Origin of the sequence: Anoxybacillus sp. PDR2, from assembly GCF_009834045.1 — a bacterium.
Taxonomy (GTDB): Bacteria; Bacillota; Bacilli; order Bacillales; family Anoxybacillaceae; genus Anoxybacteroides; species Anoxybacteroides rupiense.
On sequence record NZ_CP047158.1, the window covers coordinates 498,104 to 513,613 of the forward strand.

Here is a 15,510-nt window from a genome sequence, read left to right on the forward strand (position 1 = left end):
ACAACCATCAATATAAACTACCAGTATTAATAACCGGCTGTGCAGCTCGCTCAGAGACGATCGCCACCATTAGATTATTAACCATGTTTGCTTTTCTTTCATCGTCTAATTCTAAAACTCCCTCTTTCTCAAGCTGTTCAATCGCCATTTGCGCCATAGACACAGCCCCTTCAACAATCTTCTTGCGCGCGGCTAAAATAGCGGCTGCTTGTTGCCGTTGCAGCATCGCGCTAGCAATCTCTGGAGAGTAGGCGAGATGGCTGAGGCGAGCTTCCACTACTTGAACGCCAGCGACTTTGAGACGTTCTTGCAATTCGGTAGCGAGAACATCAGAGATGATATCGGCATTTCCTCTTAACGTAATCTCTTCATGCTCAAAAGTGTCGTATGGGTATTTCGTCGCTACATGGCGGATCGCTGTTTCGCTTTGCACAGCAACGAACTTTTCATAATTGTCGACATCGAAAACAGCTTTAGCAGAATCAATCACTTTAAAGACGATGACGGCAGCAATTTCAATTGGATTCCCTTCAATATCGTTAACTTTCAATGTACTGCTGTTAAAGTTGCGGACGCGGAGAGACACGGTTTGGCGACGTGTCAACGGAATGGTGAGAAACAAGCCGCTATCGCGAATACTTCCCAAGTAGCGACCAAAAAAAGTGACGACTTTTGCTTGATTCGGTTCAACAATCGTGATCCCTGTTGCTAATAAAACAGCCAATACAGCAAGTACAATGGCAGGCATTAGCATTTGTTGTAAAAGTGAGATAGCGGCGACAATGAGGAAAAGGAGAATAAACAAAATGCCTAAAAATCCGTTTACGTACCAAGCCTTGCTTTCTCTCATAAAAATCATCTCCTTATTATGGATTATATCATTATGATATCATAATTTGAAAAATATGTAAACAAAAGATTGTTTTTTACATTACATAAAAATGAATGGTAATCCGGTATAGTGATATATAGAAGGGAAGGTGGATAGGATGACACAGATGATTCATGGAAAAGAGCTTAAGGATTGGTTGAAGGATTATCCATTGCTGGAGCAACTAATATCATTGGAGGAAGCGTTCTGGTTCAATCCAGCCTATCAGCCGTTTCATGCGGCAATAAGCGAACAATCTTTTCATTTGCATGACGTACAGGAAGCTGAAGAGAGACTGAAGCGTTTTGCTCCATTCATTGCCACTGTTTTTCCAGAAACTAGGCAGGCAAACGGAATCATCGAATCATCGCTGTTGGAAATAAGCGGGATGCAGCAGCTATTAGGTAAGGTATTTGGCCAGCATGTACCGGGCAAAATGCTGCTAAAATGCGACAGCCATTTGCCGATTGCTGGATCGATTAAAGCAAGAGGAGGAATTTACGAAGTATTGAAGCATGCCGAAGCGCTTGCATTACAGCATGGGCTTTTGTCGCGCGAAGAGGACTATTCGGTGTTAGCGGGCGATGCGTTCCGATCGTTCTTTTCACAGTACACGATTACGGTTGGATCGACAGGAAATCTTGGTTTGAGCATCGGCATCATGGGAACCAAGCTCGGTTTTCGCGTCAATGTACACATGTCGGCGGAAGCAAAACAATGGAAAAAAGATTTGCTGCGAAAAAATGGCGCGCACGTGATTGAGCATTCAGCCGATTACAGCACGGCAGTGGAACAAGGAAGAAGAGAGGCAGAAAGCGATCCGAATAACTATTTTATTGATGATGAAAATTCAGCCGATTTATTTCTTGGCTATGCAGTTGCGGCTTTGCGCCTTAAACAGCAATTCGCGGAAAAAGGGATTGTCGTGGATCACGAACATCCTCTGTTTGTTTATCTCCCATGTGGGGTCGGAGGGGCGCCGGGCGGTATTGCGTTTGGATTGAAACTCATGTTTGGCGATGCGGTTCATTGTTTTTTTGCTGAGCCGACGCATTCGCCATGCATGTTATTAGGAATGATGACAGGGATGCATGATCAAGTATGTGTTCAAGATTTTGGGATTGACGGCCGAACAGAAGCGGATGGACTTGCGGTCGGCCGCCCATCTCGATTTGTCGGCAAAGCGGTAGAAAAGCTGATCAGTGGCATTTATACGGTAGCAGATCGGCATTTATTGATGCTCCTAGCACTTATGAAAGATCAAGAAGACATTGCACTGGAGCCGTCTGCACTGGCGGGAGTCTATGGCCCTGTTTCTTTGTTTATGAAAGGAACATCGTATATAGAACAGCGTCAATTGTCCAAAAGCATAAAACAGGCGACCCATTTATGCTGGGCTACTGGAGGAAACCTTGTACCGGCACCCGAGATGAAACAATATGTTGAAAAAGGAAGGACCTTGTATAAAGAAATCGCGAAGCAATAAAACAAGAGTAAAGGTGCTTGTCATATTAGCATGTTTTGCGAATGAACAGAGCTACTGATTTTTTAGTTGCATATGCAGAAAGGAATGGGCATTTTTATTCTGTAAATATGACTGCAGCATCTAATTTAGAAAGGAGAAGGAAACCGAAGGACATCCTTTGGCTCGTTTTGTTATGCAAACATGTGGGATTGACCTTCATAAAATGAAAAGAAGGATGAATCCATCTTCAGGAAACGCAATCCCTATATTGTTGAAGCTGAGGTTTTCCCATAATATAGGGGAACTGTTGTCCAATTCTAGAAAATTCACTCTAGGATCATTATGCTGGATTAGCAAACATCTCGTGATTCTAGATCGGATACCAAGGTTTGGTAGAAGACCATTTCTTAAAGCACAGCGAATATCGACTTTAGCCAAGTAATATGGTAGTTTGTTAATTTGTTAAAATATGGTATTTTTTCATTGACAATTTACAAGCAAAGCCGTTACAATATCAATAAGCTATTAGTTTATTTAGAAAATTTAAGCAATAGGTGTTGATTTTCGTGCTTAAGCAAGCCAAAAATCGAGTAGGCCGCAATGCTATTTTGATGGCCATGCTGGAGGATGAGGAAGAACATGGGCTCATTGCCCATTTGAATGCGCTTAATTGGCGTTATTGCAAAGGGAAAGTCGGCTCTATGGACCTGCAAAAAATTGTTTCAGCCGTTGAAACGGCAGCGAAGCGAAACGGCATTGTAAATGGAGACTTGTATCGGGAAATGCATGCGCTGTATCATGCTGTGCTAGAAGCGATGCAAGGAGTAACAAGGGGCCAAGTGGAATTGGGTGGGCTCATGAGAACGGTCGGCCTTCGTTTTGCCGTGATGCGAGGGACTCCTTATGAAAATGAGGCAGAAGGAGAATGGATCGCTGTGGCTTTATACGGAACGATCGGAGCGCCCATTCGCGGGCTTGAGCATGAAACGATTGGTCTTGGGGTAAACCATATTTAACCATTTTATCAATGGTTAGGAAGTGTTAAAGCAGCACAGAACCGTGGGACACATGGAAATTGCTCGGTTCACTTCTCTTCATTAAGGAAGGGATTATCCGAGAAGTTCCCATCTCTTAACGTCAGCGTAGGTGGTGGGAGCATGTCATATATAGGATAGCCTAAAGTGATAAGTTCAGGAGGAGGCTGTACCACAACGATAAATGATGTGGGTAGGGCCTCCTCCTTTATTTTGCTAAAGCAAAGGGGGATGGAGCGAATGGTGATTTTAACCGGCCATACGTTGACATTAAACGAAGTGAAGCGCGTGCTATACGACGGGGAAGTGGTCATCGCCTCCACAGATAGTATGGAGGCGGTCGAACGGAGCCGGAAAGCAGTCGAGGAGATTGTTAGCAAGAAAAAGGTGGTATATGGAATCAATACAGGATTTGGGAAGTTCAGCGACGTATTAATTGAAGCAAACGATGTGGAGGAGCTGCAGTGGAATTTAATCCATTCTCATGCATGCGGAGTGGGTGAACCATTTCCGGAGTCTGTTTCGCGCGCTATGCTGCTATTGCGGGCTAACGCTCTCTTGAAAGGATATTCAGGTGTTCGCCCGGTTGTCATTGAACGGCTGTTGGATTTGTTAAATGCCAAAATTCATCCCGTCATTCCGCAGCAAGGTTCGTTAGGCGCGAGCGGAGATTTGGCGCCGCTGTCTCACTTAGTATTGGCGCTGCTTGGTGAAGGAGAAGTATTTTATCGCGGACAGCAAGTGCCTGCTATGGAAGCTCTTGCAGAAGAAGGACTCACTCCCATTACCTTAAAGGCGAAAGAGGGATTAGCGCTGATCAATGGCACGCAGGCGATGACAGCGATGGGAGTTGTCGGGTATTTAGAAGCTGAACAGCTGGCATATGAAAGCGAACTCATTGCAGCCATGACTCTGGAAGGGCTACAGGGAATTATGGATGCATTTGATGAACGAGTCCATCTTGCTCGCGGCTATCATCAACAGACGGAAGTAGCCGCAAGGATTCGCACCTATTTAGCTGACAGCCGTCTCGTGACCAAACAAGGGCAACTGCGCGTACAAGATGCTTATTCGCTTCGTTGTATTCCGCAAGTACATGGCGCTTCATGGCAGGCGCTTGATTATGTAAAAGAAAAATTGGAAATTGAAATGAACGCCGCCACTGACAACCCATTAATTTTTGATGATGGAGCGTCTGTGATCTCTGGTGGAAATTTCCATGGTCAACCGATTGCATTAGCGCTGGATTTTATGAAAATTGCGCTCGCCGAGCTGGCCAATATTTCCGAGCGGAGGATCGAACGGCTCGTCAACCCGCAACTGAGTGATCTGCCGCCGTTTTTGAGCCCAGCTCCTGGCTTGCAATCAGGTGCCATGATTATGCAATATGCGGCGGCGGCGCTTGTCTCAGAAAATAAAACGCTCGCTCATCCAGCCAGCGTGGACTCTATTCCATCATCAGCTAATCAAGAGGACCATGTCAGCATGGGAACCATTGCTTCCCGGCACGCTTATGCCATTTTGCAAAATGTGCGCAGGGTACTCGCGATTGAGTTGATTTGTGCGATGCAGGCGGTTGAACATCGCGGAGTAGACAAAATGGCTGCGAAGACAAGAGCGTTTTATGAAGCGACGCGTCAAATTGTACCATCGATTACAAAAGACCGCGTGTTTTCTAAAGATATAGAAGCGGCCGCAAAGTGGCTGAAGGAAGTGGATCAGTCTTTTTTTCTCGTTCACCCCGCACCTGTTAATCAATATTCATGAGGAGGAAGGAAAACGATGAGTCAAATGATCTCGCGCAATATTCGAGCGAAAAAAGGTTTGCAGCTGGAATGCAAGGGATGGGAGCAAGAAGCAGTGCTTCGCATGCTGTATAATAATTTGGATCCGGAGGTGGCAGAGAAGCCGGAAGATCTCATTGTATACGGAGGAATTGGGAAAGCAGCGCGAAATTGGGAGGCGTTTGACGCGATTGTGAAAGCGTTAAGAGAGCTAGAAAAGGATGAAACGCTTTTAATTCAATCAGGAAAACCTGTTGGTGTTTTTAAAACTCATGAGCGTGCCCCGCGAGTCCTGCTGTCGAATTCCGTGCTTGTGCCAAAATGGGCGAATTGGGAACATTTTAATGAGTTAGATAAAAAAGGACTCATCATGTATGGACAAATGACCGCGGGAAGCTGGATTTACATCGGCACGCAAGGAATTTTACAAGGCACGTACGAAACATTTGCCGCAGTGGCGAAAAAGCATTTCGGCGGCACATTAAAAGGAACGTTGACGCTGACAGCCGGACTTGGCGGCATGGGCGGGGCTCAGCCTTTGGCTGTGACGATGAATGGCGGCATCGTGATTGCAGTGGAGGTGGATCCTCAACGCATTCAAAAACGATTGGATACTAAATATTGTGATCGGATGACGGCCTCGCTTGATGAGGCGCTGCTTTGGGCGTATGAAGCAAAGGAAAAAGGAGAACCACTTTCCATTGGATTAATCGGCAATGCGGCGGAAGTGCATCATGAGCTGTTAAAGCGTGGAGTGAAGGTGGATATTGTGACAGATCAAACTTCGGCACATGATCCGTTGAACGGCTATGTTCCGACTGGCCTGTCATTAGACGAAGCGCGCGAGTTGCGAAAAAATGATCCAGAAGAATATGTCCGCCGTTCGAAACAAAGCATGGCGAAACATGTTGAAGCGATGCTTGAGTTTCAAACACGCGGTGCCATTGTGTTTGATTATGGAAATAATATCCGCCAAGTGGCCAAAGACGAGGGAGTCGAAAAGGCTTTTGCGTTTCCGGGCTTTGTTCCAGCTTATATTCGCCCGCTGTTTTGCGAAGGAAAAGGCCCGTTCCGTTGGGCAGCGTTATCTGGTGATCCGGCCGATATTTATCGTACAGATGAACTCATTAAAGAGCTGTTTCCGGAAAATGAGTCGCTTATCCGCTGGATTGACATGGCGCAAAAGAGAGTGGCGTTTCAAGGGCTTCCAGCGCGCATTTGCTGGTTAGGATACGGAGAGCGTGTCAAGATGGGGCTTGCGATAAATGAGCTTGTGCGCAAAGGGGAGCTGAAAGCTCCGATTGTCATTGGTCGCGATCATTTAGACTGCGGATCTGTCGCCTCGCCAAACCGCGAAACGGAGGCGATGAAGGACGGAAGCGATGCCGTAGGCGATTGGGCAGTACTTAACGCTTTAATCAATACGGCTGCGGGAGGTTCATGGATTTCCTTCCACCATGGGGGTGGAGTGGGGATGGGATACTCTCTCCATGCCGGTATGGTAGTCGTCGCAGATGGCACTGATTTGGCTAAAGAACGTCTTGAACGGGTCTTGACGACTGATCCGGGGATGGGGATTATCCGCCATGCCGATGCTGGGTACGAACGAGCTATTGAAATGGCAAAGGAACAGCAGATTCGAATCCCAATGCTTAAGGAGGAAAATGAATGACAGCCAGACAACTATTGGATACTCTGATTACCAATATCGGACAGCTGTTAACAATGGAAGGGAAGGGGCCGGCAAAAGGGGAACAGATGAAAAAGCTCTCGGTTTTAAACCATGCAGCCGTGGGCGTTAAAGATGGAAAAATCGCCTTTGTCGGCAGTGCGAAACAGGCGGAACAGCTGCAAGCAGAGCGGGTCATAGATGCAGATGGAAGACTGGTGACTCCAGGGCTTGTAGATCCGCACACTCATTTAGTATTTGGCGGATCACGCGAACAGGAAATGACCCTAAAGCAGCAAGGTGTCCCTTATTTAGAAATTTTGAAAAGAGGAGGGGGAATTTTATCGACGGTAGCGGCGACAAGAAACGCAAGCGAAGAAGAGCTTGTTCAAAAAGCAAAGCTTCATCTTGACCGAATGCTTTCCTATGGTATGACTACAGTTGAAGCGAAAAGCGGGTACGGGCTGGATCGGCAGACAGAACTTAAGCAGCTTCGTGTTGTGAAGCGATTGAAGGAAGAGCATCCGATTGATTTGGTCTCTACCTTTCTTGGAGCTCATGCCATTCCTCCTGAATATCAGCACGACCCTGAACAATTTTTGGCGGAGATGCTTGAATTGCTCGATGTCGTGAAAGCGGAACAGCTTGCTGAGTTTGTCGATATTTTTTGTGAAACAGGTGTTTTTACGGTAGAGCAGTCCCGTGCCTTTTTGCAGGCTGCCCAGGCAAAAGGATTTGCTGTGAAAATTCACGCGGATGAAATTGATCCCCTTGGCGGCACGGAATTAGCAGTTGAATTGGGAGCCGCAAGCGGTGACCACTTAGTGGGAGCATCAGAAGCTGGAATTCGGAAATTGGCTCAGTCAAACACCATTGCTGTCCTCCTGCCAGGGACGTCCTTTTATTTAGGAAAGGAAGCTTATGCGAAAGCGCGGTCGATGATTGATGCAGGGGCGGCGGTCGCTCTTTCAACCGATTTTAATCCGGGAAGCTCGCCGACAGAAAATTTGCAGCTCATTATGTCGATTGCGGCATTGAAGCTGAAAATGACGCCGGAGGAAATTTGGCACGCAGTAACGGTAAACGCGGCTTATGCGATTCATCGCGGGGAAGAAGCAGGGAGGATTGCAATTGGAAGAAAAGCGGATCTGGTTATTTGGGATGCGTCAAATTACGCGTATGTGCCGTACCATTATGGAGTCAATCACGTTCATATGGTATTGAAAGCAGGAAGGGTAGTGGCAGAAAGAAGCAGGGGTGATGTGATAGCAACAACCTACGCCGATTGAGAACAAACGGATGAACTTCCTCCTACTTATATTCCGTTAAAAGGTGGCTAAACGATTATGTTTGAATTTTCTTAAATAAGTGAGGAAAAATCGAAACCAAAAACGACAAGCGTTCGTAAGTAAGCTTGTCGTTTTATTTTTTCTTTGTTTATGGAATGGGCATTGTTCTGGAGGAGAAATCGTGCCAACCTTCTCTTGAAAACAGCTGAATGGCTTCTGGGCTTGCCGGTGCTGATCGAGAGAAAATGAAAATATGAATGTGCGGTTTTCATCATATGACAGACACATTCAGAAAAAACAGTAAGCATGATAAACTTAGGAATAGAGAGAAGGAGGATATAGTACAGAAAGGTTGCCCAGATAGATGGTTTCGTATAAGATGAGAGGGAAGGTATATTAGTTTTTTTAAAGGAGAACTTTATATGGATGCCATATGGTCTTATGATGCGTGGATAGCACTAATCAAAATTATTGCTATTGATATTATTTTGTCTGGCGATAATGCGATTGTGATCGCAATGGCGACAAGGAAACTTCCGAAAGAGCAGCAAAATAAGGCAATTTTTTGGGGAACAGGCGGAGCGGTTATTTTGCGGATCTTGTTTGCCGCCATCATTGTCTTTTTGCTGAAAATCCCATTCGTACATTTAGCTGGCGGACTTTTATTGCTTTGGATTGCGTATAAAGTGTTGGTTGAGCATGAAGAGACAGCGAATATTCAATCATCTGATCGTCTTTTAAAAGCCATTTGGACGATTATCGTAGCAGATGCAGTAATGAGCTTAGATAATGTGGTCGCTGTGGCGGGGGCATCGGAAGGGCACGTTGGTATGATTGCATTTGGCGTAGCTATCAGCATTCCGATTATGATTTTTGGCTCGAAGGCGATCGTGGCCATTATGGAAAAACATGTGTGGATTACGTATATTGGGTCCGGCATTTTAGCTTGGACAGGAGGAAAAATGATGATGGAGGATGAGGGGTTTACAAGTTTCCTCCATTTGCCAAAAGGTCCGCTTTCTTATGCGATTGCTGCGGGTTTGACGATTTTTGTACTGGCCCTCGCTTATCTGACAAATAAAAAGGCGGAAGCGCAAAGAGAAAAAGGCAGAATGATATAAAAGGATTGTTAGCGTATCCGTCGGGGTCTCCTATCTCTCAACGGAGTATAAATCAAAGAGGTTCATTGGATTATAGATGAAAATGAATTTTTTCACATTTGGGGATTTATATGATGTTGTTTCTTAGCAATCGATTCATAGGCCTGAAAGCGGCGTTGCTTGTACCTTTGCTACATGAATAGATGATCGAAGGCTGTGGATTTGTTCTGATCTATTGTTAAATCTTCAGGCTGCAACATGATATCTTGCTTAAAAAAAAATGACCGAACAGCTTGCTTAACGGACGAAAGCTTAGTCTTTAGTGAAGCTGTTCGGTTCTTTAATTTTTGTTGGTTTGGCTCTGTACTAGAGTTCCATTCGAGCCTTAGCCGTCTGCTACGACCACATAAGCAGCTTTCACAGGGCCGTGGACCCCCACTACTAAGTTCATCTCAATGTCGGCTGAATTGCTTGGACCGGTAATGAAATTGATACATGATGCGACTTCTTTTCCCGCTTTGACTTGCTGATGGATATAAAAAGCGGCTTGCGTCATTCGGGGAACGATGGTGCTTTTCGGAATGATGCAAATATAGTTTTGCGGTAAGAAGCTGACAGTGCGTCCTTTTCCGCGATCACTGAATAAGACGACGGTCCCCGATTCTGCCAATGTGATATCGCTAAAAGTGATCCCGATATTCGCCTGCTCGGCCTCTGTGATATTGACCGCTCCAAGAGACGGATCCCATATATGAACGTGAATGCCGCTGTTTGGCCAATGATGGTACAAAAGATGGGATAATCCATATTCTGCAAAACGCGGATCATTCCATGTCACGACAGGACCGCCCCCATAATGGGATACGACTTTTTGCAAGGTAAGAGGAAGCTGTTCTTTGTTTGTCTCAAATACATCGGTATGGATGGATGCACACTGGGTCTTCAATACTTCTAGCAAATCGTCCTCACTATACCCTTGAAATACAGTCCATTGCGGCTGATGCCGCCACTGAGGAGCCTGCACGTTTGTCGCGTATGCTTTTCGTCCAAGCCGCTCGGCAACTTGATTTAAAAACGCCTCTCGGCGATGGATACGTCCTCTTTTCATGGCTGATCCCCTGCTTTCTTTCGATGATGAAACCAATCGCGAAACCTTTCTTTTTCAGGCGCTGGGAATTCGCGAATCGCTGTCCACGCTTTTAACGGTCCGGGCCCTTTTGAAATGCGTTCATTGGTTGTAAATGGATTCAAGACACTTGGTGCCATTTTCGAGCCCAGTTTGTAAAATGTCGTTGATGCTGCACCTAAGCCAAATGCTTTCATGGCTAATTTTTCTGAAATAGGGGCTCTTCCTTCTTGTTCCACGATGACTTGCCGATGCTTATGCAGCAGTTCGTGAAGCGGTATTTTGACAGGACATGCTTCCGTACAGGCTGCACATAATGTTGAAGCGTACGGCAGTTCTTTATAATCATCATAGCCTCCAAGCAGTGGGGAAAGGACGGCACCGATCGGCCCGGAATAAATGGATCCATATGAATGACCGCCAATATGACGGTACACCGGGCAAACATTGACACAGGCCGCGCAGCGAATGCATTGCAGCACGGGTTGAAATTCTGTCCCTAAAATATTGGATCGGCCATTATCGACAATGACAAGGTGAAATTCTTCGGGGCCGTCTACCTCTTCAAGATGGCGAGGGCCGGTTAGTACTGTAATATAGCTTGTTAATTTTTGCCCGACAGCGCTGCGTGTGAGTAAGCTTACAAGCACTTCCATTTCTGCGAAAGTCGGCACAATTCGTTCCATGCCCATAACGGTAATCTGCGTTTTAGGAAGGGCTGTTACTAAATCGGCATTTCCTTCATTTGTAACAAGCGTGATCGAACCGGACTCGGCAATGGCGAAATTGCAGCCGGTAATGCCGATATCGGCGCTTAAATACTCCCGGCGCAGTGTTTGGCGGGCATGAAGGGCCAGTTCTTCTGGCTTTTCGGTTTTGTCATAGGCCAGCTTCTGGCGAAAAACATCGCGAATTTGTTCTTTATTTTTATGCAAGGCGGGTGCGACAATGTGGGAAGGGGGATCATGGTCATCCATTTGCAAAATGTATTCTCCGAGATCCGTTTCAATGACTTCGCAGCCCGCTTTTTCCAGCACAGCATTCAGATGGATCTCTTCTGTAACCATCGATTTGGATTTGACAATTTTTTTGGCTTGCTTTTCCATGGCGACGTCAAGAATGTATTGTGAAGCTTCTTCGGCAGTTTGGGCGAAAAAAACGTGGCCTCCGCTCTTGGCAACGTTTTCACTTAATTGAAACAAGTAAAAATCAAGATTGGCTAGTGTATGTTGGCGAATTTCTTCCCCGAGCGCCCGCCATTCTTCCCAATTGCCGAGCTCCGCAGCGGCCTTTAGCCGTCTGGCATGCAATCGTTCTTGGGCTCCAGCGACAGCGCCGCGCATAAATGAATTATCAATTCCTGATTTTACGCGTGCATGAAATGGCTCTTCTCCGATTTTCATCGACATATTTTTTCTCTCCCTCATTCATGGCGATTAAGCACTTCTGCAATATGCATCACTTGGATTGGCTTCTGCGCTCGTTCGATGCGCCCCTTTATATTCATTAAACAGCCGCAGTCCGCAGCGATTAAATAATCCGCTTCTGTTTCTTCAATATGCTGGATTTTTTCATCCACCATTTGCTCAGAGATGTCCCCCATTTTGACGGAAAACGTACCGCCAAAGCCACAACAGGTATGGGCATTCGGAAGCGGAACCATTTCCAAGCCTTCCACATGTTTTAATAGCTTAAAAGGGGCTTCTTTCACACCAAGCAACCGCGTCATATGGCATGACGTATGATAGGTTGCTTTTCCTTGAAGCTTAGCCCCGACATTTTCTACTTTTAACACCTCCACAAGAAATTGAGTCAATTCGTATGTTTTGGCTGCGAGAGCTTTTGCCTTTGCTTCCCATTCCCTGTCTCCGCGGAAAATTTGCGGATATTCTTTAAACATGGTGGCACATGAGCCAGAGGGAGCAACAATATATTCTGCATGCTCGAATGTACGAATCATATGCTTCATCGCTTCTTTTGCTTCTTTGACGTATCCGCTATTGTAGGCGGGCTGTCCACAGCAGGTTTGGGCGTCCGGAAACTCGACTTCGCATCCTAATCGTTCCAGCAGCTCGACGGTTGATTTGCCGACATTGGTATGAAATAAATCTACTAAACAAGTAATAAACAGCGTGACTTTCATCGTGCGCTTCCCTCCTTGATATTAAATGGTGGAGTTTCTCGGTATGGCAGTGCATCTTGAATTGAAAGAAAACATAATCGTGGGCATGGGATCATCAATGCTTACGGGAAAATCAATGATTTCAACCGGCTAGCCGCCGAAAAAAGCTCCCTTTTGTTTTGCTGCACATATGGAAGCGAGATAAACAGGTCATCAGATGACTATATGAATAATTATATAACAATTTTGAAAAAAATAAAGCGCCATCTTTCTTTAGTTGGCGCTATGAGGAGAAATATATTTTTTTAGTACTTGCTCTACGTTTGATAGATGCTCTAGCATGCGAGCTTGTGCAGCATTGACATCCTGGCGCTGAATCGCTTCAAAAATATTCATATGCTCTTCAAGCAGCTGTTCGCTTGTTGCTTGTTTAGAAAAAAGCCAAATTCGTCTTGTTTCTCGCATGGTTTCTATCATCATTTCTGATATATTGTTCATCAGACTAACTAAAATGGGATTTTGTGATGCTGCTGCAATAGCAATATGGAAGAGGAAATCAGCTTTTTCCCCAATTTCTTCATTGCCGATTCCTTGCCGCATTTGTTCGAGTGCCTCCTCCATCGCTTTCAAGTCCCTTTCTGTTCGCTTCCGGGCAGCTACGCCGGCAGCCCCTACCTCTAATAGTTTGCGGACCTCCAATAAATAGGCGATATCTTCCTTTTTCATAAGAGCGGCAATGGAAATAGGAAAAGAAAGCATCGTCGGATCAAATTCACGGATGTAGGTTCCTTCTCCTTGCTTTAGTTCAATTAAGCCCATGGCTTTTAAAGCGGTCAGTGCTTCGCGAATCGCTGCACGCCCCACTTGAAAATTCTCTGCTAGCTGCTGAACAGAATCGAGCTTGTCTCCGGGCTTCAACACCCCATTTTTAATCATATCAAAAATGGTTTCCGCTACTTCTTCGTAAATTTTTTTCGGTTTAATTTGTTTATATTCCAAAAATAGTCACCTCATACTGAGAAGTGTAACAGCTTGTCACATAATTTATATTATACAAAAATTTTCGCGAAGAATCAGTGAAAGAAATTTCGCAAAATTTCATAATTTCATATTGAGTTTTTTCTAAAGAGAGCATATAATTTTTGTCAGTATAAACACATGGTCATCAGATGACCTAATTATCATCTTTTTCAGGGGAGATATTAAATTGGGAGGGAATTTGCTATGCAGTGGAAGCAAGATTTTACACCGATTGCTGATAATTTAGCCTTATCGGCCGTTGTGGCTCTTGTGCCGATTCTTTATTTTTTTTGGGCGCTGGCGATTAAAAGAATGAAAGGATATGTAGCAGGCGTTACGACTTTGATCGTTTCATTGGTTATAGCTGTAATCGCTTACAGGGTACCTGTGTCAATTGCTGCCATGTCCGCCACACAGGGGGCTGTTTACGGTCTTTTGCCCATCGGATGGATTATTATCACCTCAGTATTTTTGTATAAATTAACAGTAAAAACAGGAAAGTTCGATATTATTCGCAATTCGGTATTGTCTATTACAGAGGATAGACGGTTACAAGCGCTGCTTATCGCATTTTCATTTGGAGCCTTTTTAGAAGGGGCGGCGGGATTTGGAGCGCCGGTGGCGATTTCTGCTGCTTTGCTTGTAGGACTTGGATTTCATCCATTATATGCGGCCGGCATTTGTTTAATTGCTAATACAGCCCCTGTCGCTTTTGGGGCCATTGGTATTCCTATTACTGCGTTAGAAGGGCCGACAGGTATTCCAGCAATGGAAATTTCAAAAATGGTAGGCCGGCAACTTCCGTTTTTATCCTTCTTTATTCCGTTTTATCTCGTACTCATTATGGCTGGATGGAGAAAAACGATCGAAGTGCTGCCTCCGATTTTGATATCAGGAATTTCGTTTGCCGTTACTCAATATGTTAGCTCAAACTTCTTGGGGCCGGAATTGCCAGATATTTTATCAGCGTTAGTGTCGCTCGTTGCTTTGACAGTTTTTTTGAGATTTTGGAAACCGAAAACCATTTATCGTTTTGATTCGGAGTTGGAAGCGGCAGCGACCATTCAAGCACAAAAGCGCTATACAAGCGGTGAAGTATTCAAAGCATGGTCCCCGTTTTTAGTATTAACCTTGTTTATTTCGATCTGGGGAATTCCGCAGATGAAGGCAGCGCTCACGGGGCATTATGAAGGAACAAATGTGATATTGAAAGCGCTTAATACCATAGGGCATTATTTGACATGGATGCCGGAGGTTCCCGGATTAAGCAATAAAATTATTGATGCCAATGGTCAGCCGATTGCAGCTGTCTATAAACTAGAATTGCTAGGAGCAGCGGGAACAGCCATCTTCTTAGCGGCTATTGTGACCAAATTTATTGTCCGCATTTCTTGGAAGCAATGGGCCGAGACTTTTGCCGAGACATTGCAAGAATTAAAGTTTCCGATTATTACGATCACAGCCGTAGTTGGTTTCGCCTATGTGACCAATGCGTCTGGAATGAGTACGACATTGGGAATGGCGATGGCTAAAACAGGTTCACTGTTCTCCTTCTTTTCTCCGTTTCTCGGATGGTTAGGGGTGTTTATCACAGGCTCAGATACATCATCTAATTTACTTTTTGGGAATTTACAGAAGATTACCGCTGCTTCGATCGGAATGGATCCTGTGCTTGCACTGGCAGCTAACTCATCAGGAGGTGTGACAGGGAAAATGATTTCACCGCAGTCGATTGCGGTTGCCTGTGCTGCGGTAGGTTTAGCCGGCAAAGAATCCGATTTATTCCGCTTTACAGTCAAGCATAGCATCTTTTTCATTATTTTAATTGGGATTATGACATTTTTACAGTCCACTATTTTGTCATGGATGATTCCATAGTGCTTGCTGAAAAAAGGAAGCCAGCACAGGGGGAGACCACCTTCTCTGTGAAAAGGCTCCTTTTTTCTTAAGTTATATAGAACGGGGCTTCCCTTTCATTTTTCTATATTTAGCGGTGCGAATTCTATCAATTCCATTGACTTGCCTTCGAT

General features: G+C 45.1%; 12 protein-coding genes. 7 read left to right on the plus strand and 5 right to left on the minus strand.

Going from position 1 to position 15,510, the window contains the following annotated elements:
• Window positions 1-7 precede the first annotated feature (7 nt).
• Window positions 8-850: an SPFH domain-containing protein gene (locus GRQ40_RS02420; protein WP_044743885.1), complete on the minus strand. Its 843-nt coding sequence runs from the start codon at window positions 848-850 to the stop codon at window positions 8-10.
• Between the two features lie 148 nt (window positions 851-998).
• On the opposite strand from GRQ40_RS02420, the gene GRQ40_RS02425 reads away from it, so the two are divergent.
• From GRQ40_RS02425 to GRQ40_RS02450, 6 genes are all read left to right on the plus strand, one after another.
• Entirely contained in the window at window positions 999-2,357 is a 1,359-nt protein-coding gene (locus tag GRQ40_RS02425; RefSeq protein ID WP_159720727.1) for a D-serine ammonia-lyase, read from the plus strand.
• Between the two features lie 545 nt (window positions 2,358-2,902).
• Complete coding sequence (gene hutP, locus GRQ40_RS02430; RefSeq protein ID WP_159719299.1) at window positions 2,903-3,352, plus strand: histidine utilization transcription antiterminator HutP; 450 nt, start codon at window positions 2,903-2,905, stop codon at window positions 3,350-3,352.
• Window positions 3,353-3,610: 258 nt separating this feature from the next.
• A complete protein-coding gene (gene hutH, locus GRQ40_RS02435; protein ID WP_066146619.1) occupies window positions 3,611-5,137 on the plus strand; it encodes a histidine ammonia-lyase in 1,527 nt (508 codons plus the stop codon).
• 24 nt (window positions 5,138-5,161) lie between these two features.
• On the plus strand, window positions 5,162-6,826 hold the full coding sequence (gene hutU, locus GRQ40_RS02440) for a urocanate hydratase (RefSeq protein WP_197430993.1): 1,665 nt from the start codon (window positions 5,162-5,164) through the stop codon (window positions 6,824-6,826).
• Window positions 6,823-8,112, plus strand: coding sequence for an imidazolonepropionase (hutI, locus tag GRQ40_RS02445; protein ID WP_159719300.1), 1,290 nt, complete (start codon window positions 6,823-6,825; stop codon window positions 8,110-8,112). Before hutU ends, hutI begins: the two co-directional genes overlap by 4 nt.
• 422 nt (window positions 8,113-8,534) lie before the next feature.
• Window positions 8,535-9,233, plus strand: a complete 699-nt coding sequence (locus GRQ40_RS02450) for a TerC family protein (protein WP_044743879.1) — start codon at window positions 8,535-8,537, stop codon at window positions 9,231-9,233.
• A 364-nt stretch (window positions 9,234-9,597) separates the two neighbouring features.
• Here the strand turns inward: GRQ40_RS02450 and GRQ40_RS02455 are convergent, their stop codons facing one another.
• The 4 genes from GRQ40_RS02455 to GRQ40_RS02470 all read right to left on the minus strand — a co-directional run bounded on the left by GRQ40_RS02455 (window position 9,598) and on the right by GRQ40_RS02470 (window position 13,459).
• Window positions 9,598-10,320, minus strand: a complete 723-nt coding sequence (locus GRQ40_RS02455) for a LutC/YkgG family protein (RefSeq protein ID WP_159719301.1) — start codon at window positions 10,318-10,320, stop codon at window positions 9,598-9,600.
• The gene (locus tag GRQ40_RS02460; RefSeq protein WP_159719302.1) at window positions 10,317-11,747 is read right to left on the minus strand and encodes a LutB/LldF family L-lactate oxidation iron-sulfur protein; all 1,431 of its coding nucleotides are present in this window, start codon (window positions 11,745-11,747) and stop codon (window positions 10,317-10,319) included. The genes GRQ40_RS02455 and GRQ40_RS02460 overlap by 4 nt, the downstream gene beginning before the upstream one ends.
• A gap of 14 nt (window positions 11,748-11,761) precedes the next feature.
• Complete coding sequence (locus GRQ40_RS02465; RefSeq protein WP_080859744.1) at window positions 11,762-12,481, minus strand: (Fe-S)-binding protein; 720 nt, start codon at window positions 12,479-12,481, stop codon at window positions 11,762-11,764.
• Window positions 12,482-12,733: 252 nt separating this feature from the next.
• Complete coding sequence (locus GRQ40_RS02470) at window positions 12,734-13,459, minus strand: FadR/GntR family transcriptional regulator (protein WP_066146636.1); 726 nt, start codon at window positions 13,457-13,459, stop codon at window positions 12,734-12,736.
• A 225-nt stretch (window positions 13,460-13,684) separates the two neighbouring features.
• On the opposite strand from GRQ40_RS02470, the gene GRQ40_RS02475 reads away from it, so the two are divergent.
• The gene (locus tag GRQ40_RS02475) at window positions 13,685-15,358 is read left to right on the plus strand and encodes an L-lactate permease (RefSeq protein WP_159719303.1); all 1,674 of its coding nucleotides are present in this window, start codon (window positions 13,685-13,687) and stop codon (window positions 15,356-15,358) included.
• Window positions 15,359-15,510: the final 152 nt, after the last annotated feature.